We start from the raw sequence: 21,211 nt of genomic DNA, 5'->3' as shown, positions 1-21,211 counted from the left end.
TAGGAGATAAATTCTTTAGGCGCAATATTGTACACCTTTTTAGTAAAAATGTTGATCTATATCACAAAGTTTCTTAAAAAGAACTTTAAGACTTGATATATAACGAGAATACTGACTTATTTTATAGGGATAACTAAGATTACTCATTGATAAGTGTCGCAAATTGATGAGCAAACTCATCTACTTTGTTCCAATTTGTGTACTCAATCACTTCTTTAGTCACATCGGTATCACCTTTACCTAACCACATAATAAAACGAATCATATTACGATCAAACCAATTATATTTTGGATAATAAAGTGCTCCAGCAAATACCGCTTTAATCGTTGGTTGCCATGCAATTTTAGCTAAGAGTTTTTTAGTATATATATTCGTTTCAGGCGTATTTTTATTCGGTTTTCTTGCCACCATATTCACGCCAAAAAAGCCAGATTTGAGTGTGTTTAATTGCAGATAGTTAGCATCAATAAATTTTTTCATGGTTTTACTATAAAAACCATATCGAATAGACCCCCCAATCAATACCGCTTGGTAATTAGCAAGATCTATATGGCTATTTGGTAATAACTCAATCAAATCACAATCGCATTTACCAGCAAGCTGTGTTTTTATTCGCTGCATAATTTTAAGGGTTTGCTTTTCGTGAGTGGTATAAAGCAATAAAACCTTGATAATGCTATTCATAACAATGCTTCCTTTTATTAAAACTCTTGGTAAATATCAATAATTCTTTTTTTAGGATAAAAATTAACAATTTCGGGGTGATTTCATGGAAAACTTTGATTATAGTATTAGCCTTATTTAACCAGACCGGAACTGATTATGGCAATTTCACCTCCAAAACGTAGTGCTATTATTTTGGCGGCAGGAAAAGGCACACGGATGTATTCCAACCTACCTAAAGTTTTACATAAAATCGGCGGTAAGCCGATGTTACAACATGTTATTGATACAGTTCAACAACTTAATACTAATCGCATCAATATTGTTTATGGGCATGGCAAAAACGAACTTGAAAAATCGTTACAAAATCAGCCGGTGCAACTTGTTTATCAAGCAGAACAATTAGGGACAGGACATGCGGTACAACAAGCTATCCCTTACATTCAAGATGATGAAGATATCTTGATTTTATATGGCGATACGCCACTTATCTCAGTTGAAACTTTGCAAAATCTTATTGCTAGTAAACCCAAACAAGGTATTGCCTTATTAACAGTGATTTTAGATGACCCAACTGGCTATGGTCGAATCGAACGCAAAGATGGTAAAGTTGTGGCTATCGTTGAACAAAAAGATGCCAATGCCGAACAACAAAAAATCACCGAAATTAATACTGGTATTATGCTAGTTACAGGCAAATTACTTAAGCAGTGGTTAGCGCGTTTAACCAATAACAATGCGCAAAAAGAGTATTACTTAACCGATATTATTGCCTTTGCACATCAAGATGGTTATGAAATTTTAACTTCACATCCAATAAAGCAATTTGAAGTTGAAGGCGTCAACAATCGATTGCAGTTAGCAACTTTAGAACGCCATTATCAACAGTATCAAGCCGAGCAATTGTTACTTGCTGGAGTAACTTTACTTGATCCAGCCCGTTTTGATCTACGTGGAAAATTAAATCATGGTAAAGATGTCATCATTGATACAAATGTGATTATTCATGGTGATGTGACATTAGGAAATAATGTCATTATCGGTGCAGGCTGTATTTTGAAAAACTGCACCATCGCCAATAACAGCGAAATTAGTCCATACTCGGTGATTGAAGATTCGATTATTGCTCAGCACTGTACTATCGGACCATTTGCCAGAATAAGACCGGGCAGCAAACTAGATGATCATGCCCACGTTGGTAATTTTGTTGAATTAAAAAAAGCTCATCTTGGCCATGCAACCAAAGCCGGACATTTAAGTTATTTAGGTGACAGTGAAATTGGCAGTAATGTCAACATTGGCGCTGGCACAATTACCTGTAATTATGATGGTGCTAATAAATTTAAAACAGTTATCGAAGATGATGTTTTTGTTGGATCTGACAGCCAACTTATTGCCCCAGTCAAAATAGGTAAAGGAGCAACTATTGCGGCTGGCACAACAGTTACTAACGATGTTAACGACAATGAATTAGTGGTTAGTCGTGTAAAACAGAAACAACTTGCGGGTTGGAAAAGACCAACGAAATCGAAAGAGGGATAGACGATGTGTGGTATTGTAGGTGCAATCGCTAAACGTGATGTGGCAGATATTTTATTAGAAGGACTTAAGAGATTAGAATATCGGGGTTATGATTCTGCCGGACTTGCTATTATTTCACCAACAGGTGAATTGCAGCGAATAAGGCGGGTAGGAAAAGTACAAGCGCTTAAAGATGCGGTAAACGAACAACCAGTTGCCGGTTCAACCGGTATAGCCCACACTCGTTGGGCAACACATGGTGAACCAGTTGAACATAATGCACACCCACATATATCCGACTTTATTGCCGTTGTGCATAATGGCATTATCGAAAATTTCGAACCACTTCGTGAAAAACTTATTGCGAAAGGTTACCAATTCCGTTCAGAAACAGATACTGAAGTCATTGCCCACTTAATTCATGACATCATCAGCACTGAAGAATGTTCCTTATTAGAAGCTGTGCAAAAAGCCATTCCACTCTTACGAGGTGCTTATGGTACAGTAATTATGGACACTCGAAATCCTGATATCCTAGTTGCCGCACGTTCTGGTAGCCCACTTGTTATTGGTTATGGCATTGGCGAAAACTTTGTTGCCTCAGATCAACTGGCTTTATTACCGGTAACTCGGCAGTTTATCTTCTTAGAAGAAGGTGATATAGCGCTTGTCACTCAACGTTCAGTAACGATTTATGACAAAAATTTTAATCAAATAAATCGCCCTTGCATTGAATCAGATGCAAAATATGATGCTGGCAGCAAAGCTGGTTTTAACCATTACATGCAAAAAGAGATTTATGAACAGCCGAATGCGATTAAAAATACCTTAGAAAGTCGCATGGCTCATGGCAAAGTAGATTTATCAGAACTAGGCCCAAATGCAGAAAATATTCTCAAGCAAGTTGAACACATCCAAATTGTTGCCTGTGGCACAGCTTATAATGCAGGCATGGTTGCTCGTTATTGGTTTGAATCCTTAGCCGGCATTCCTTGTGATGTGGAAATTGCCTCGGAATTTCGTTATCGAAAACCAGCTCGTCGCAAAAACAGTTTATTTATCACCCTATCACAATCCGGGGAAACTGCCGATACCCTTGCTGCTTTACGCTTAGCTAAACAGAACAATTACCTAAGTACTCTTGCGGTATGTAATGTGGCAGCATCGACTTTAGTTCGAGAAGCTGATTTAGTTTTACTAACCAAAGCTGGCGTTGAAATTGGTGTCGCCTCAACCAAAGCATTTACCACACAATTAACGGTATTATTACTGTTAGTGGCTAAGTTAGGCCGACTTAATGATATGGCAGAAATCACTGAACAAGCAATCGTCCATGCATTACAAACTTTACCAAACCGTATAGAACAAGTATTAATGGCCGAACCTGTAATCAAAAAACTTGCTGGTCATTTTGTCGATAAACATCATGCACTATTTTTAGGTCGTGGCGATGAATATCCAATCGCTATAGAGGCATCATTAAAGCTAAAAGAGATCTCCTATATTCATGCCGAAGCTTATGCAGCTGGTGAATTAAAACATGGGCCTTTAGCATTGATTGATGCTGATATGCCAGTTATTGTTATGGCGCCAACGAATGACTTACTTGAAAAACTCAAAGCCAATATTGAAGAAGTGCGTGCCCGTGGTGGTCAACTTTATGTGTTTGCTGAGCAAGATGCTGGTTTTGTTAGCGACGATACTATGCATATTATCAACTTACCCCATATTGAAGAACTTACTGCGCCAATCTACTACACAGTACCGACGCAATTACTTGCTTACCATGTCGCCCTAATTAAAGGTACCGATGTAGACCAACCTCGTAACTTAGCAAAATCAGTAACAGTGGAGTAATTTATCAGATTAAATGTGAGGACTTGCTTTAATAATTGTTTAGCCAAAGTTCTCACATTTACTTATTAAAACCTCACAACAAGCATTTATAGTTTATAAAAATATTTGCATAGCTTCTCTTACTAATGAATTGCTAGTTGTTTAAATAGTTATCTTAACTTTATTGCCACCTTTCATCTAAAATGACTAAACTCTTTTTTATAATGTTGTTAGCAATAATAGATAATATTTTAAATATCAATAAAATAGTTAATTTATTCTCAATAAGGAATAAATTAACATTAATTAAGTTTTATTAAATTGGATTGATAAAAATAGAGTAACTATTAACTTTTACTAACCATTATTTAATAAAATTTATAAACTCATAGGGTTATTGAGCAAATTGATTTTTCATTCTAACCTGAGATTATGCCACACTGTTTTTTTTGCGGAAAATAAAATATAAAATAAATGCAACAAACATCAATACTACATGATATTTAACAAAAAATAGATAAGTATCAATTCCTGAATTTGCGGCTACAGAAGCTAATACTGGAGACAAAAATGCTGTGCTAAAGATATTAATAGCAAAAATAGCACCAGAAATAGTTGGTTGCTTAACGAATGTAATTAATGCTAATAAACTACATAACATCGCGATAAGTAAACCAAATATAGGAATAAAAATAGATATTATAGCGAAAATTAATCCAACAATTGATAGTGCTTTCATTTTACCTCTATTCAAAAAGATGCTTAATTAAATCTACTAATTAAATAATTTATTATAAAATTAATCTGAAACCAAAGCCTGTGCATATTAACAAATTATGATATAGAGATAAACATTTCCACTTGCCCTAATTAAATATTGTGTTTCAAATGCAAAATATAAATTATGCTAAAAGTCACATATTTTTTAAAAGTACTCATTGATGATTAACCGTAAATTTACGGTTTAAAAAGCTAGCGAATAATATAATAATTGATTAACACTACATGATTTACATATAGTGTCTAATAGTGTCTAAATTTGTGTATTAAGGGGTGACACATGCAACACGACGTATATAATTTGGACTAGCATCATATAAAACTGGACGACCATATCCTGAAAACACTAATAAACCTTTACCATAATCATTAGAATTTAATGCTGTACTTTTAGTCCAGTAATAATAAGAGTCCCAATTAGTAGAAGGATAACCTGAACATAAACCATTTGTATATTTATCTTTACCTATGATACTAGCTCCATTCGCTAAACAACCCCATTCATTAAATAATCCGCCAATCCATCGCGCGTTATCTTGATAACTTAATTGACGCGCATACTTATCTCCTTGTCCAGGAAAACCATTCGACCAACCAACATTAGTTTCATTAGCATTAGTAAAGTCATTTACATCAGGCAATCTATAATTGACGCCTAATTTTTGACAATAATTAATCGCTGCCATCTGATTTTCATATTCAACTTCAGGTTGCACTATGTACCAACGCATTAATCTAAATTCGTATAATAACTGACTTTTCGCTTTATCGGCATAAATTTTAAATGTAACAGGTTTAAAATCTTTATTTGTCGAATCGAATTTTGGTCCATTTAAAGTTACCTTTACAGCTGGCTCAATACCTTTATTCCAATGAGTTCCAACAAATTTACCTTTTGTGTTTTTAGAGCCTGCTCTCCATTTACTTGCAGACCAGTAACTTGTTTTGCCTGCATTTAGAACTAGACTTATGTTACTATTCTCATCAGATCTAATAATATTACCATTTATCTCTACCACTTTTTCAGGGATAATGCCGGCTAAAGTCAAATAAAAATACAGACCATCAGCACCAGTAGATGGAAAATTATTTTTAGTTATACTTGATTGACCAGAATAATTTCCACTATTAGAAGGACTAAATACTCTATAACCTTGGTAATTTGTCCAGGTTGTTCCATCATAAAATCCTGGTTCAAAACCTGAATGATAGACTATATTAGGTTGGGCATAACATACAAAAGCTTGTTCAGCATTAGGTTTGATATAATAAGTATGGTTTCCATCACTAAATTCACTATAATTTGGTAACCCATATTTAGTTTTAATATAACCATTGGTTGTATTTATAATAAGCTTATAGATACCATTACAAGGATTAAGTTTCATTTTAGGGTTATTTTTGACTAAATCAGTGATATCTCGCTCCTCTATTTTATATGGATATATTGGACTTGATTGATAATTTTTCCATTTAATCGAAATATTTCCGGTTACTTTTGCACCACTATCACCATCTTCATCAATAAAATAGTTATAAGGTTCATCAATAAGAGTATTAAGGTTTACATTTGGATAGTTATTATTTCCTTTGTTTGCCAAAGGTACGATAGTTTGTATATTTTCAAATGTATCAGCTGTATTGGGTAAAATTATTGGATTATCTTCACTAGATACATCTTTACTTGGCCTAATAATTGTATTATCAGATAGAGTTATGCCAAGCAATGAATCTGTATCATTAATTTTAGTAATTCCATTATCAAAAGTTAAATACGGCAAATGTCCATGAATTGATTTTACTGATGATGAACTCAACGCATTAACATCATTAACATTTATTGTTAATGATAAAGTGATAGCAACAAACAAAATGATTAATGATATAACAATAATATTGCAGAGTTGTTTATTAAAAATTAGCATAAATAGATTTCTTGATAAGAATTTAAATTATAGATAGCATTTGAACAACTATCTTTTGACATAACAATATAGTTAATTATTTTAACTATTTGTTTTACTTATAAAAATTATAAATTTTTTGTTATAAATCAAAAAATTATAAAGAAATAAGCATTATTTAGCAAACCTTGTTCGCGAGGATTTTGTTAAGAATCGTAAACATGAGCAAAAAGTATTTTCGATGTTTTAACTTTATATCTATTATTTGCAAATTTTTTATTCTTATTATTTTTGTTTATAGATTGTTTAATTTGACCATTTCCCACAATTGCAATTAGTCGGTATAATGCCTGCAATTTTATTGTTAAGTGGATTATGCATGAAAACGCTATTTGCCAGCACCTCTCGCGGGCTTGAAGAGTTATTAAAAAAAGAGTTAGAAAATATTGGCACGGTAAATTGTAAAGTATCGCAAGGTGGTGTCTACTTTGACGCTGATCAATCAACCATGTACCAATCATTATTATGGTCGCGTTTGGCTTCTCGGATCCTATTACCCATTGCCGAGTTTGATATCTATAGTGACCTAGATCTCTATTCATGTGTGATGAATATCAAATGGAACGATATTTTTGCAGTTGATAACTCATTTATTATCAACTTTGTTGGCGTTAATGACTTTATCCGTAATAGCCAATATGGAGCGCTAAAGATCAAAGATGCAATTGTTGATCATTTTATGCGTCAAACCAATCAACGCCCAAATGTTGCCAAACAAAATCCAGATATTCGTTTACATGCTTATCTAAACAAAAATCGAGTTACCTTATCATTAGATTTAAGTGGTGAAAGCCTACATCAACGTGGTTATCGTCAGCAAACAGGTCAAGCACCGTTAAAAGAGAACTTAGCTGCAGCAATTATTCTCCGTTCAGGCTGGCAAACAAATGAACCTCTTATCGATCCAATGTGTGGTTCAGGAACCTTACTAATTGAAGCTGCGATGATGGCCTCTAATATTCCACCTGGACTGTTACGTAAACAGTGGGGATTTTTTGCTTGGCAAGGATTCAACCCAACACTTTGGAATGATTTACTCTTTAAAGCTAAGAATAATGTCCAAAAAACAAAAACTACTTTTATCGGTTATGACAATAATCCTATGGTATTAGAACGTGCCAAACAAAATGCTATCTATGCTGGTGTTGGTGATTTAATTACTTTTACTTTGCAGGACGTAACCCAATTAACCAATCCACTTGATCGTAACATACATGGTATGATCATTAGTAATCCACCTTATGGTGAGCGGTTAGAAAGCGAGCCAGCTTTAGTTGCTTTGCACTCAGCCCTAGGTCGACAAATTAAACAACAGTTTGGGGGGTGGCGATTATCGTTATTTAGTGGTACACCACAACTATTAGATTGTTTACAAATGCGGGCTGATAAACAATTTAAAGCTAAAAATGGGCCTTTAGATTGTGTACAAAAGAATTACTCAATTGCTGATCGCCAATCTGATCAACCACTCACTAAACAAAATTTACCCGCAGCCGATTTTGCCAATCGTTTACGTAAAAATTGCCAAAAATTTGAAAAATGGGCTAGTCAAGAACAACTTGAATGTTATCGTCTTTATGATGCAGATTTACCTGAATATAACGTGGCAATCGATCGTTACAAAGACAAAATTGTGGTACAAGAATATGTTGCACCAAAAAATATTGATCCACAAAAAACTCGACAAAGACTTTTTGATATTATTAATGCGACTATGTCTGTACTAGAACTAACCGCTGATCAGTTGGTACTAAAAACTCGTGAAAAACAGAAAGGTAAACAACAATATCAAAAACTCGGACAAAAACAGGATTATTTTTTAGTCCATGAATATCCAATTAACAATAAACAAACACAGTTTTGGGTTAACGTAGTGGATTATTTAGATACTGGATTATTTTTGGATCACCGCTTAGCCAGAAAAATGATTGGCCAAATGAGTGCCGGAAAAGACTTTTTAAATCTATTTGCTTATACAGGTAGTGCTACAGTTTATGCTGGTCTTGGTAAAGCTAAATCGACGACAACTGTTGATATGTCTCGTACCTATTTAGAGTGGGCTGATCGCAATTTAAAACAAAATGGCTTAACCGGTAAAAACCATAGATTAATACAAGCAGACTGCTTGCTCTATTTATCTCAAGCAGATGAACAATTTGATCTGATTTTTATCGACCCACCGACATTTTCTAATTCTAAACGAATGAACGATACCTTTGATGTTCAGCGTGATCATCTAAAATTAATGAATGATTTAAAACGTTTACTCAGACCAAATGGTGTAATAGTATTTTCAAACAATAAACGTGGGTTCAAAATGGATGCCGATGGTATGCAAAAACTAGGGCTAACCTTTCAAGATATCACCGATAAAACTTTATCGCTCGATTTTAAACGCAATAAACAGATCCACTGCTGTTTTATTGTTAAACATCAATAATAAATAAAATACCGCCGCAAGGCGGTAACTTCTTACCATTTTTATTATTATTTAAATCAAATTCATCTTTGCAATCTACTATTGATTATTCTGCTTGTTTTAATTAATATGATAAAATAGTTAAATAACTAATGAACTATTAAACTATAAATCAAAAAAAGTTAGTTTACACATAGGCCAATACATTAAACATATACATTGAAAGTCCTATTTTAGCTAAGTATAGCAAAGCAAAAGGTTAATAAAATGCAAGAAAAAACGGTCAATTCATCAGCTATTATTATTTTAACTTCATTAGGATTTTTCATGTCAATGATAGATTCAATGATAGTCACCACGGCCACTACCGCAATACGGAATAATTTTCAAATATCAGTTAATTTATTACAGTGGTTGTTGAATAGTTATAATATAACCATAGCGGCATTATTACTTGTAGGTGTCTCACTAGGCGAAAAAATAGGCAGAAAAAAAGTCTATCTTGTTGGTATCGCTATTTTCACTATCGCTTCCATATGTTGTGCTTTATCGAATAATATTATTGAATTAATCATTTCTAGAATGATACAAGCTGTTGGTGCTTGTGTTATGACACCAATGTCAATGGCTATTTTAACCCATTCATTACCCGCAAATATACGTGGAAAAGCGTTGGGAATATGGAGTGGTATTGGTGGTTTAGCGCTTATTGTTGGGCCTGTTTTAGGTGGGTTTATTGTCGCTACTTTATCTTGGCAATGGATATTTTGGATTAATTTACCTATAGGTATAATAACAATCTATTTTTCCCATATATTATTACCTGAAAGCAAAGGCAAAGAAGATAAATTGAACTTTACTGATCTTCTACTTATCACCATCTCTTCAGCGGGAATAATATGGTCATTATCAGAGATAACGACACAAACCTCGCACGTTATAACGACTATTACCGGCTTATCTTGTCTAGTACTTGGTATTTTATTTATCATTAGACAAAAAATGACTACTACCCCTATGATTCCGTTGATATTATTTCATTCAAAAGTATTCACTAACGGTAATATCGCAACTTTTTTATTATATGCATCTATGTTTGGCGTATTATTCTTTTTACCTCAATATTTCTTAGTATTTGAAAAAACTAATCCACTGATAGCTGGGTTACAATTATTACCATGGACAGCAACATTAGTAGTAATAGCACCATTTGCTGGCAACGCAGTAGATAAATTTGGTGAAAAGATTATTGCAACATTAGGATTATTTTTACAGGGAATAGGTTATTTGCTAATTATTCTTTTAGTTAATGTAACTAATTCATATATAGCTATGGCAATACCTTTAATGATCGCCGGTATGGGACTTTCAATGGCTGGACCAGCTCTGCAAAAATCAGTGTTAAGTGCTGTCGAGCCAATATATTTAGGGAAAGCATCTGGGATATACAATATATTTCGCTTATTTGGCGGTGCCATAGGTACAACAATATCAGTAATTATATTCAATATTTTTGGTGGAATAACTAATTCGATAGCTTTTGCCCACGGATTCGATGCGGTACTTATCACAACAGGAGTGATATCATTATTAGGAATAGTTTTTTCACTCAAATTAACGACAAGGCGCAAATTATAATAGTTAATAAACATCCAGTAGTAAACTCAAGATTAAATCAACATTTAAATATATTAAAGACTATCAAAAAAGCCTGTAACATATTTATCAAATGTTGATTTATTCAGTCCTATATATTTTTCTCTAGCACTTTTTCTTACATTAATTAATTCAGCTTGTTGTAATAACCTAAAATGATAAGTTCCCGAAGGTTTACTGATACCAACCGCTTGGCCTATTTCACCACAAATGACCTCAGTTCTTATGTTTTTTAAGTATTTAATTATTTCAATTCTAACTGGATCAGAGAGTGCTTTGAAAATAAGCACCATTTTTTCATTTAGTTTGTTGTCAATTGAATTATTATTCACAATAGGTGTAAAGTTTAATTATGAGTGAAAACAATTATAGCATGTGATAAGTTTATTCACCTTAAAAAAACTCCTTTGATAAACGTTTCTAGTTTGGTGGATTTCGAGCGTTATAACTTTAACTAATTTTAATCTACCTACACGGCAGTGAACAACAAGAGCGTGTTATAGCCATTTGTAGTGATTTTCTAAACTACCTACACGGCAGTGAACTCAATGCCTACATTATGGGGCAAGGCTACCGTTTTCTAAACTACCTACACGGCAGTGAACATCCACCTGATTCACCTCTATCTGTGCTCGTTTTTCTAAACTACCTACACGGCAGTGAACAGTGTTTAACTGCTGCATTAGCAAGTCGGGCATTTCTAAACTACCTACACGGCAGTGAACTAGAACCCGATATACTATAAATGTTGTTGGCAAAAAGGCAAAGTCTATTTTTACCAAAAAAAACCTTTTTTTGAGCCATTTTTCAACCTATTGATTTTTAAATATTTTATCTTAAGTAAAAAAAAAGGGTTAGTGATGGGATGGATTTTAGTCTTCAAAAACCCCGTTCCTCAAATTTTTTTATTCTTTGAGTTTCGGACGTTTTGCGCTTTTGTGGCTATTCCTATACGGCGATTACGTCCGAGTAAAGAGGGTTTACGCGAACCCTCTTTACCAACTCCCGCGGCGACTACGCAAGTGGTCACGATGTGACTGCCTTCCGCCTTCGTTCGCTGTTAACGCATCGGCTGTATTTGTTCCTGACAAAACACAGCCTTGCCAAACATCCCTGTTTGTCATGCTAACCTCACTCAGTTGTCAGCACATTGCTCATGTCGCTAGATAAAATTTACCGAACTGATTGATAAAAATAAACTTTTATTATTGGCACTTGCCGATGTTCTAACTTACTTTAGCAATTTATTTGCTAGATTTAGTCTTTAAAAACCCTTTCCTCAAATTTTTTTATTCTTTGAGTTTCGGACGTTTTGTTGTTTGGTGGCTATTCCTATACGGCGATTACGTCCGAGTAAAGAGGGTTTACGCGAACCCTCTTTACCAACTCCCGCGGCGACCACGCAAGTGGTCACGATGTGACTGCCTTCCGCCTTCGTTCGCTGTTAACGCATCGGCTGTATTTGTTCCTGACAAAACACAGCCTTGCCAAACATCCCTGTTTGTCATGCTAACCTCACTCAGTTGTCAGCACATTGCTCATGTCGCTAGATAAAATTTACCGAACTGATTGATAAAAATAAACTTTTATTATTGTCACTAGCTGATTTTATAACTAACTTTAGCGATTCATTGACTAGATTTAGGCTTTAAAAAACCCTTTCCTCAAATTTTTTTACTCAATGAGTTTCGGACGTTTTGTTGTTTGGTGGTTATTTCAATACCGAGGGTACGTCCGAGTAAAGAGGGTTTGCGCGAACCCTCTTTACCGACTCCCTCGGCGACCACGCAAGTGGTCACTATGTGACGGCCTTCCGCCTTCGTTCGCTCTTAACGCATCGGCTGTATTTGTTCCTGACAAACACCAGCCTTGCCAAACATCCCTGTTTGCCATGCTAATCTCTCTCAGTTGTCAGCACATTGCTAATGTCGCTAAATGAGAAGCACTAAACTGATTTATCAAAATAAACTTTTATTATTGGCCCTAGCTAATGAGATAACTGGTTTTAGTGATTTATCGGATTGATTTTAAGCTTTAAAAACCCCTTTCCTCAAATTTTTATATTTAGATAGCCAATTATTTAAATTTGGTCGATCAGTATTAACTTTAATTACAATAATTAGCTAGTTCGACAAGATTTCCGTCTGGATCTCTTAGATATAGGCTTTTGATATTACCTTTAGCACCGTGTCGTTCAACAATCCCTTCTACAAGGGGATAGCCCTTTTTTTCGAACTCTTTTTTTACGGTTTCAATATCGTCTTCAACAATTAAACAAAAATCTTGGCTTCCATATTCTGGGTGTAATGCCGCTGGTTGAAACTCACCTTTTGGGGCATGAATATTGATTTTTTGATTGCCAAAAACAAAGGCATGTCGTCCGTCACGTTCGACATGTTTCAATCCTAAAATATCTTAATAAAATACGATACTTTTACTGAGATCTTGGCTGGTAATAACAAAATGATCGATATTTTTAATTTTCATTTTTTCTCCTTAAGTTGAGATGAAAATTGTTAATAATAGGTAAATCGATAGATTTTGTGTCTAAATGAATAACAACATAATGCCCTCATTTAAAGGGCACTTTGATTATAACTGAATTAGCGAACTACTAACACTGATGTTTGTGCGCCTCGCACCACGCCTGAGGCATTTGATCCCAGTAAGTGTGTTGAGATATTAGGACGTCTTGAACCTAAAATAATAAGATCAGGTTCAATTTCTTCGGCCAGACGTAAGATCTCATCTCGTGGATTACCAAAAGCGATTGAAAAAGATAAATTTTCCCGAGGTAAATTAATTGTATCAATCAAACGATGTAACCACTGTTCTGTTTGTACAGTAGCTTGATCTTTAAACTCATCAAAACCAAATGAGTAAGCATTCACGATAGCCGATGCAACCGGTAAGGTATGAAAGAAGATAACTTGTGCATTAGATAATTTTGCTAAACACTCTACATGAGGGATCACTTTTTGAGTGAGTTCATCTTCAAGCACATCAATCGGAACTAATATTTTTTTGTACATAACGCCTCCTCACAATATTTAAACTTGGCTTTACCATTTTATTGGTGAAGGCCAACGGTATTGGTTCAGTATGATACTAATTTTAAATGAAATCCAGTCGTTACATGACTATCCTAACGCGAATTTAAAAGATTGAAATAATTTTTTTGCAAAACCATGATGGAGATCAACTATAACGAACATTATTTATCATCATGACCTCAAACCGACAGTAAAACAATATTTCTCTTAAATCGGTTATGAAACTAAAATCAGCGAGCGCTAATAATAAAAGTTTATTTTTATCAATCAGTTCGGTGAGTTCTATCTAGCGGCATTAGCAAAGTGCTGACAACGGAGTAAGATTAGCATGGCAAACAGGGATGTTTGGCAAAGCTGCTCTTCGTCTGGAACAAATACAGCCGGTGCGTTAACAGCGAACGATGGCGGAATGCCGTCACATCGTGACCACTTGCGTGGTCGCCGCGGGAGTTGGTAAAGAGGGGCGCGCAAATCCTCTTTACTCGGACATAATCTTGGTATTGAAATTGCCACCAAACAATAAAACGTCAGAAACTCACCAAATAAAAAAATTTGAGGAACGGGGTTTTTTGAGCTTAAAATCCATCCGATAAATCACTAAAACCCGCTACGATATTAGCTAGTGCCAATAATAAAAGTTTATTTTTATCAATCAGTTCGGTGAGTTCTATCTAGCGACATGAGCAAAGTGCTGACAACTGAGTGAGGTTAGCATGGCAAACAGGGATGTTTGGCAAAGCTGCTCTTCGTCTGGAACAAATACAGCCGGTGCGTTAACAGCGAACGAAGGCGGAATGCCGTCACATCGTGACCACTTGGTCGCCACGGGAGTTGGTAAAGAGGGGCGCGCAAATCCTCTTTACTCGGACATAATCTTGGTATTGAAATTGCCACCAAACAATAAAACGTCTGAAATTCAATGAACAAAGATTTGTTGCAATTACTTGTAGTTTAACAGATTTAGTAGTTAATAAAACTTATCGAAAAAGAGTGATTAATAAGCCTTTTAGACAATAGCCCCAAAATAACACTGACCATCGTTGCATAATAAATTTATAACATAAGAGACAGTTGATTATTACCGTCATATCGGTTTTAATGCTCATCTTTCCCCATGAATCTCAAGAGAATAGTTGCAATGAGAATTATCTTAGCATCGACATCGCTATCACGTAAAAAGGTATTGGAAAAATTAGCCATTCCGTTTGAGTGTGTACCACCCATTTGTGATGAAACGCCTTTGGTAAATGAAAGTGCACAGCAATTGGTGGTGCGTTTAGCTAATGCCAAAGCACAGTCGTTAGTGGCTAATTATCCTGATAGTTTGATTATTGGTTCTGACCAAGTAGGTGTATTGGATGATCAGATTGTTTGCAAACCACATACCGTTGAAAATGCCCAACAACAATTGAAAAATAGCAGTGGCAAAGCGTTTTACTTTTATACCGGAATGACCGTCATTGATACTCGTACTCGCCAATCGCAAACAATTTGTGAACCGTTTAAGGTTACTTTTCGCCGGTTAACTGATGCAGAAATTGATGCTTATATCGCTAAAGAGATGCCTCTACAATGTGCTGGTAGTTTTAAATGTGATGAACTAGGTATTACCCTTTTTGATAAGCTTGAAGGTGATGATATTAATTCATTAGTTGGATTACCGCTGATAAAGTTAAATAAAATTATGATCGATATGGGCTGTAATCCACTACTCTTATAATTAATAATAAAGCCATAAAGGTAAATTAATTAATCAATTAATCGACCCGAAGACATTTTTAACGTTCTTTGGCTATAATTTGCTACATCATTATCATGAGTAACAATTAATAGTCCTGTACCTTGTTGGTGAATCTCGGTTAATAACGCCATAATTTGTGCGGAGCTTTCTTCATCAAGATCGCTGGTAGGTTCATCGGCAATCACTAATTGTGGTCGACAAATCAGCGCACGTAAAATAGCAATTCGACGCATTTCTCCTCCCGACATATTCGCGGGATAAGTATCTTTTAAGTAGCCGATTTTAGCCTTTTCAAGCAGATCCAGCGCATAATTTAAGCTAGATTGGTTTTCCCGTTTAGTTAAATAAAATGGTAATCGAATATTTTCCAGTGCAGTCAAATTGGGTAATAAACTACTACCTTGTGGAATGTAGCCAATATTTTGATTACGAAATGCTGAAACCTGCTTATCATCAAGTTCAAATAAGTTGGTACCATTAATGGTAATTTTACCTTGAGTCGGGGTCAATAACCCAGCAATCATATTAAGTAACGTCGTTTTACCACTGCCTGATTTGCCCATAATACTGATAAAATCGGTTTGTGCCATTGAAAAACTAACATTATTTACCGCTGAGAAATGTTGCGAACCACGTTGATAATCTTTGCGAAGGTTTTTGACATCCAATAACATTATTCACCCTCTCTTAATGTTTGATAAGTATCAAATTTAGTCAACGATAATGCCGAATAAATACTAGACAGTGGACCAATAATCAACGTCAACATAAATACCATTAATGCATAAATTAATCCGTCAGTAATGGAAATGTTCATACATGGCAAACCTATCGACTGGCAAATCAATAAGCTAAAGGCATAAATTAATACACCTGCGATCACAATACCTGCAATGCCACCTAAGGCGCTAATAATAAGTGATTCTCGCAGTAACATTTTGACCAGATCACTACGTGAAGCGCCTAAAATACGTAATAGACTTATTTCACGTTTACGTTCATTAAGTGATGATGAAAATATCACAAAAATGACAATAATTGCCAGTACCCAGAAAATTGCCGATAAACTATAGACAATAGTTGAAAAACCAGTTAGCCATTTGGAAATATTACTTAACAAGCCTTTGGTCATCACAAAATCAATATTGTAGTCAATAGCATATTTCGGCATGATTTGATTAACAATATCTTTAGGCTGATAATCAGGATCGACTTTAACAAAAATCGATGATACATAGTTAGCAAAGTGTTCAGTATCGCCTTCAATTAGGTTCGCTTCTTTCATCAGTAATTGTGCCGTAGGAATTGTCATAAATACAGAGGTATCAAAGCCCATTCCGGTATTATCCATTTTGGCTGCGACTTTAAATGGATGATTAAAAAACTTAATTTCTTCACCTACATTGGCAGTAATTTTGCTACCAACAACTACCTGATTATCGATCAACGGTTGGCTTAACTGCGTTTGCAACCACGGTTTGATCACAAAATCACTTTCTTGATCAAAACCAATAAGTTGTACTTTAGAGGTACAACAGCCAGCACTTAACGAAGCAATAAACAATTGTGGCGAGACCGCTGTAATTCCCTTAATATCTTTAATTTTATCGATCAAATCCGCTTTTAGATAAAAACTACTTGGTTCACCACGTAACAATGCAACTTCAAGATTTTTTTCATAACCGTAAGGTACAACAAGAATATCCGCGCCTAAACGATTAGCCATACCGGAAATACCTAAACTCAGATTTTTCATTAACACGCTACCGCCAAATAGCGTAGCGGAAAACAGCATAATAATGATAATCAAACAACAACTCCGAAATGGTCGTCTTTGAATGTTTCGCCATGCTAAATTTGCTATAGTAATCGGTTTTTCTTGCATGTTTTAGTTCTCGTTTTCTATATCTTGTTGTATTAAGGCTGATATTGACTAATGTTGATTGTTGATACTTACTTAATACTGTTTATCTTATTTGTTTATTTACTTGTTTATTCAAATAGAGCACATTGCTAATTGCTGCAATTACTAAAACGATAGCTAATAAAATCAGAGCAGGTTTGGCACCCATATTACAACGCATCATCTCATTGCCACAGACACCGATTAAAATAGTTGGAATAGCTGCCGCTAAAACTGCAGTGCAAGCTAACGCCATACTCAATCCCATACGGACAAATAGTGAGCGACTAAATAGTACTAACGCACCAATGGCAATCACTAAACTACCAATACCAATTTCAGCCCTTGCAGTCCAAAAGCATTTCATGATTTTACCTGGAGTTGAATGCATATGCCCATCCCCTGCCATCGTTGTAGCAGGTATAGCTTGCGCATCAGGTAACGGGCAGACAGGTAAAATATAAAGCGGAAATAAAATAAGTAGCGCCCCGATGAATATAAACAATACAGATGAAACAATGCGATTTTTCATAAATATAGACCCTTTAATTATTAATTATTGATAATACTTGCTACCTTACCATGTTCAAGAACCACCGTAGTCTGCGCATGTTTTGATACTTCAGGCGAATGCGTAACAACGATGATTGTACTTCCTTCTTCGTGAAGTTGATGTAGTAAGTTCATAACCATTGCTTCATTACTTTCATCTAAGTTACCAGTTGGCTCATCAGCTAAAATCAGTTTTGGATAATTAATTAGTGCTCTGGCAATACAGACCCTTTGCTGTTCACCTCCAGATAATTGGCGTGGTAAATGTTTGGCCCGTGCCGCAAGTCCAACTCGTTCTAATGCCTGTAAGGCTTCTTTTTCATCTACCATACTGTGATAATATTGCGCCACCATTACGTTTTCTAATGCAGTTAAATAGGAAACAAGATGGAATTGTTGAAAGATTAGACCAATCTTATCACGGCGAATTTCCGTCAGCTGTGGTAATGACAACTGGGTAATATCTTGTCCATCTAAAATCACAGAGCCTAATGACGGTTTATCCATACAACCAATAATATTCATTAAGGTTGTTTTACCACTGCCTGATGGTCCCATAATAGATAACCATTTACCCTCTTCAACGGTTAAGTTAATTTCAGACAAGGCATGTAATGAGCCATAGATTTTAGATACATTATTCACTTCGAGCATATTCATACTTTACTATCCTATTCGCCACGTAAAACTAATGCTGGTTCAACTTCAAGTGCTCGTTTTACTGGAATCAAACACGCAATAATGGTTACCACAGCCGAAATAATAATCGTTGTTGGTATTAAATAAAATTCAATTACAATTGACCGCCCAAATACATTAGCACTGATTACTTGGGCAAAAATCAGACCACAAATTACGCCTATCACGCCACCGACAATACCTAAAATTAATCCTTCGGCTAAAAATTCTTTGGCAATACTTTTATTGGTTGCACCAATAGCTTTTTTCAGACCAATCTCTTTACGGCGCTCCATAACGACGGTCATCATAGTGGTGGCGACACAGATCATTGTCAAAATTAACACCACTAATGTGACTAAATAGAGTAAAGATGACAGTTTACCGAGCACCGATGCTTCCGATTGTGTTACCCATTTTATAAGATGAGGTTCGACCGAGCTGGAATTATCTTTAATGTTTTGAATATAGCGCTGTAACTCATCTTGCGTTGCCGTAATACTTATTTCGACCACTTCGGCTTGATTGTTTTCTTCGAGTAACGTTTCAAGATCATTGAGTTCAATAAAGATAAAGTTATCCTCAGTTCGACCGGTTTTGACGATGCCGGTAATAGTTAATTCTTCATCGAAGCGCGAATTTTGTTTAGATTTTCCTGAAATTGGTATGGTACTACCAATGCTAAGCTTAGCAAAATGGGCAATATCGGTACCGATCATAATTTCATTTGGATTTTTCGGCACATCACCTTCTATTTTCCAATAAGGACTAGTATTGATAACTTGATCAAACTGCGTGCCGACAATGGTATAAGGCTGTTGATTACTGCGGATAGAGTCATAACGAAATGGGGTAACTCCTAATAGTTTATCTTGCGGTAGTAAGCTAACAGCTTTTTTTACTTCCGCCATTGGCATGGTAGGTTGATTATTAGCCGGCATCAACAGCAGATTAGCACCATAAGAGCGAAACTCTTGTCCCATTTGTCTTGGGATATCATAACAAAGTGTAACCATACCAAGTAAAACCGTGGCTCCTATCGCTACACCGAGTAACGCAATAGCAATCCGGGAACGACGGCGAATTAACGAACTAAGCAGCGTTTTTAAAATAAAGCGTTGATTTTTATTCATCATCATTTAGCCTCACTTACCGACCATGCAACACATCGGTTGGGCGTAAAAACATCATAATACGTAATGCCGGTAAGCTACCTAATAATGTAATCATGCTTACCATAATTAACACCAGTGGAATAATTATCATCTTAGGTTCAACAAACGAACCAAATACCGTTTGCCCAATAATTTGCGCAAAGCCAAGACCAACAAAATAACCAACCATCCCCCCGAGTAAAGCAATGATCAGTATTTCAGTAAGGATTAACATCGCTACCGAAATATTTGTTGCTCCTAACGCTTTTAATAAACCAATTTCAGTACTACGCTCAATCACATTGGCAGTAACTAAATTGGATATTGCTAGCGCCGAGCAAATTAAGGATAAAACAGTTAACAATAGCATTAATAACTGCGTTTTTTGTAAGATTGATCCTTCTGATTCAGCGACTTGCATAATTGCTTTAACTCTAACATCGGGCATTAACTCCTCCAATTGATAGGCTATCGAACTGATATAAGCGGTACAGTACCATGTATCCCATTCAGTTCGTGATAAGCTATTTGGATCTTGTGCTGCTTTACGAGCTAAATCATTCTCGGGCGTGGTTAATGCACTCACCTCTACCCGTTCAACCAAACCATCTTTATTAGCCAGATTTTGCGCGACAGGAAGTGACACATAAAGCTCTGCATCTTCGATTCCACCACTGTGGAAGATGTTATTTACAGTTAAAGTAACTTTTTTATTTGTTAATGGTGAAATTAGCTCAAGGCTATCGCCTAGTTTCAGATTCAATTGCGTGGCAATAGTCTCACCCACCATGACACCTTGCAAATTATCATCCTTCATAGTGTTGCCTTCAATTGACCACCATGACTTCATGGCTAACATACCAGTGTCAACCTCATCACCAGTTGGAATAGTCAGATGTTTATTAAACCAAGTTCCAACGAGGGTAACTGGTTTATCATTAACTGTTACTTGTGTAGTAAGATAAGGTGCAAAATCAACAATATTATATGCCCAGAAGATCATCTTAATCTTTACTAAATCATCTTGCTTGATATATTGAATAGCAGCTCGGGTATCAGCATTATCCAGTTGATATAACTCATTAACCAATGCAGCCCCTTTGGGAACGATATTTAAGTTAGCACCGTAGGCCTTTAATTCTTGATTAACTTTATCACCGACATCAAACATTACATTTAACATGGCTGTCGCCAGCGACACACCTAAAGCAACAGTTAAGGCGATTAAAAATAGCTTCTTTTTTTGACGAACTAACACGCTAAGTAACATTCTACGAAACATATTTTCTT

General features: G+C 35.5%; 20 protein-coding genes, 1 pseudogene and 1 CRISPR repeat array. Of the genes and pseudogenes, 6 read left to right on the top strand and 15 right to left on the bottom strand.

The genetic code is table 11. The features are described 5' to 3' along the window. Positions 1-139 precede the first annotated feature (139 nt). Complete coding sequence (gene hemG / locus RAM17_RS04465) at positions 140-676, bottom strand: menaquinone-dependent protoporphyrinogen IX dehydrogenase (protein ID WP_110448395.1); 537 nt, start codon at positions 674-676, stop codon at positions 140-142. A 147-nt stretch (positions 677-823) separates the two neighbouring features. On the opposite strand from hemG, the gene glmU reads away from it, so the two are divergent. Both glmU and glmS read left to right on the top strand, forming a co-directional pair. Then, positions 824-2,206 (top strand): bifunctional UDP-N-acetylglucosamine diphosphorylase/glucosamine-1-phosphate N-acetyltransferase GlmU, encoded by a 1,383-nt coding sequence (gene glmU / locus RAM17_RS04460; RefSeq protein ID WP_110448357.1) that lies wholly within the window; start codon positions 824-826, stop codon positions 2,204-2,206. 3 nt (positions 2,207-2,209) lie between these two features. After that, on the top strand, positions 2,210-4,042 hold the full coding sequence (gene glmS, locus RAM17_RS04455; protein WP_110448358.1) for a glutamine--fructose-6-phosphate transaminase (isomerizing): 1,833 nt from the start codon (positions 2,210-2,212) through the stop codon (positions 4,040-4,042). A gap of 409 nt (positions 4,043-4,451) precedes the next feature. Here the strand turns inward: glmS and RAM17_RS04450 are convergent, their stop codons facing one another. Further along, complete coding sequence (locus RAM17_RS04450) at positions 4,452-4,760, bottom strand: hypothetical protein (RefSeq protein WP_110448359.1); 309 nt, start codon at positions 4,758-4,760, stop codon at positions 4,452-4,454. A gap of 307 nt (positions 4,761-5,067) precedes the next feature. After that, complete coding sequence (locus RAM17_RS04445) at positions 5,068-6,726, bottom strand: hypothetical protein (protein WP_110448360.1); 1,659 nt, start codon at positions 6,724-6,726, stop codon at positions 5,068-5,070. Between the two features lie 358 nt (positions 6,727-7,084). On the opposite strand from RAM17_RS04445, the gene rlmKL reads away from it, so the two are divergent. Both rlmKL and RAM17_RS04435 read left to right on the top strand, forming a co-directional pair. Further along, the gene (gene rlmKL, locus RAM17_RS04440; RefSeq protein ID WP_110448361.1) at positions 7,085-9,205 is read left to right on the top strand and encodes a bifunctional 23S rRNA (guanine(2069)-N(7))-methyltransferase RlmK/23S rRNA (guanine(2445)-N(2))-methyltransferase RlmL; all 2,121 of its coding nucleotides are present in this window, start codon (positions 7,085-7,087) and stop codon (positions 9,203-9,205) included. 246 nt (positions 9,206-9,451) lie between these two features. Next, on the top strand, positions 9,452-10,822 hold the full coding sequence (locus RAM17_RS04435) for an MFS transporter (protein WP_110448362.1): 1,371 nt from the start codon (positions 9,452-9,454) through the stop codon (positions 10,820-10,822). A gap of 53 nt (positions 10,823-10,875) precedes the next feature. Here the strand turns inward: RAM17_RS04435 and RAM17_RS04430 are convergent, their stop codons facing one another. The 6 genes and pseudogenes from RAM17_RS04430 to RAM17_RS04405 form a co-directional block, all read right to left on the bottom strand. Next, positions 10,876-11,133 (bottom strand): ArsR/SmtB family transcription factor, encoded by a 258-nt coding sequence (locus RAM17_RS04430; RefSeq protein ID WP_110448363.1) that lies wholly within the window; start codon positions 11,131-11,133, stop codon positions 10,876-10,878. A 164-nt stretch (positions 11,134-11,297) separates the two neighbouring features. Then, positions 11,298-11,565: direct repeats of the CRISPR family, unit length 28 nt; unit sequence TTTCTAAACTACCTACACGGCAGTGAAC. A gap of 270 nt (positions 11,566-11,835) precedes the next feature. Further along, positions 11,836-11,964: a hypothetical protein gene (locus tag RAM17_RS04425; RefSeq protein ID WP_258334372.1), complete on the bottom strand. Its 129-nt coding sequence runs from the start codon at positions 11,962-11,964 to the stop codon at positions 11,836-11,838. Positions 11,965-12,219: 255 nt separating this feature from the next. Then, on the bottom strand, positions 12,220-12,348 hold the full coding sequence (locus RAM17_RS04420) for a hypothetical protein (protein ID WP_258334373.1): 129 nt from the start codon (positions 12,346-12,348) through the stop codon (positions 12,220-12,222). A 256-nt stretch (positions 12,349-12,604) separates the two neighbouring features. Beyond that, positions 12,605-12,733, bottom strand: a complete 129-nt coding sequence (locus RAM17_RS04415) for a hypothetical protein (protein WP_255520633.1) — start codon at positions 12,731-12,733, stop codon at positions 12,605-12,607. 213 nt (positions 12,734-12,946) lie between these two features. Then, positions 12,947-13,327, bottom strand: a pseudogene (locus tag RAM17_RS04410) (VOC family protein). A 116-nt stretch (positions 13,328-13,443) separates the two neighbouring features. Next, positions 13,444-13,872 carry a universal stress protein gene (locus tag RAM17_RS04405; protein ID WP_110448364.1) on the bottom strand — a complete coding sequence of 143 codons (429 nt, stop codon included), beginning with the start codon at positions 13,870-13,872 and terminating at the stop codon, positions 13,444-13,446. 349 nt (positions 13,873-14,221) lie between these two features. Between RAM17_RS04405 and RAM17_RS04400 the strand changes: the two genes are divergently transcribed. Further along, positions 14,222-14,350, top strand: a complete 129-nt coding sequence (locus tag RAM17_RS04400; RefSeq protein ID WP_258334374.1) for a hypothetical protein — start codon at positions 14,222-14,224, stop codon at positions 14,348-14,350. A gap of 681 nt (positions 14,351-15,031) precedes the next feature. After that, entirely contained in the window at positions 15,032-15,613 is a 582-nt protein-coding gene (locus RAM17_RS04395; protein WP_110448366.1) for a Maf family protein, read from the top strand. Between the two features lie 29 nt (positions 15,614-15,642). Here the strand turns inward: RAM17_RS04395 and RAM17_RS04390 are convergent, their stop codons facing one another. The 6 genes from RAM17_RS04390 to RAM17_RS04365 all read right to left on the bottom strand — a co-directional run bounded on the left by RAM17_RS04390 (position 15,643) and on the right by RAM17_RS04365 (position 21,203). After that, complete coding sequence (locus RAM17_RS04390) at positions 15,643-16,308, bottom strand: ABC transporter ATP-binding protein (RefSeq protein WP_110448367.1); 666 nt, start codon at positions 16,306-16,308, stop codon at positions 15,643-15,645. Beyond that, a complete protein-coding gene (locus RAM17_RS04385) occupies positions 16,308-17,519 on the bottom strand; it encodes an ABC transporter permease (RefSeq protein WP_110448368.1) in 1,212 nt (403 codons plus the stop codon). Before RAM17_RS04385 ends, RAM17_RS04390 begins: the two co-directional genes overlap by 1 nt. Before the next feature lie 82 nt (positions 17,520-17,601). Further along, complete coding sequence (locus RAM17_RS04380; protein ID WP_110448369.1) at positions 17,602-18,069, bottom strand: DUF4418 family protein; 468 nt, start codon at positions 18,067-18,069, stop codon at positions 17,602-17,604. Between the two features lie 20 nt (positions 18,070-18,089). After that, positions 18,090-18,749 (bottom strand): ABC transporter ATP-binding protein, encoded by a 660-nt coding sequence (locus tag RAM17_RS04375; RefSeq protein ID WP_065614032.1) that lies wholly within the window; start codon positions 18,747-18,749, stop codon positions 18,090-18,092. 11 nt (positions 18,750-18,760) lie between these two features. Further along, a complete protein-coding gene (locus RAM17_RS04370; protein ID WP_220000094.1) occupies positions 18,761-19,900 on the bottom strand; it encodes an ABC transporter permease in 1,140 nt (379 codons plus the stop codon). A 16-nt stretch (positions 19,901-19,916) separates the two neighbouring features. Next, entirely contained in the window at positions 19,917-21,203 is a 1,287-nt protein-coding gene (locus RAM17_RS04365) for an ABC transporter permease (RefSeq protein ID WP_086359802.1), read from the bottom strand. Positions 21,204-21,211 lie beyond the last annotated feature (8 nt).

This window comes from Gilliamella apis (assembly GCF_030758615.1).
Lineage (GTDB): Bacteria > Pseudomonadota > Gammaproteobacteria > Enterobacterales > Orbaceae > Gilliamella > Gilliamella apis_A.
Note: the sequence above shows the minus strand (reverse complement) of the source record. Positions and strands in the feature narration are given on the sequence as shown.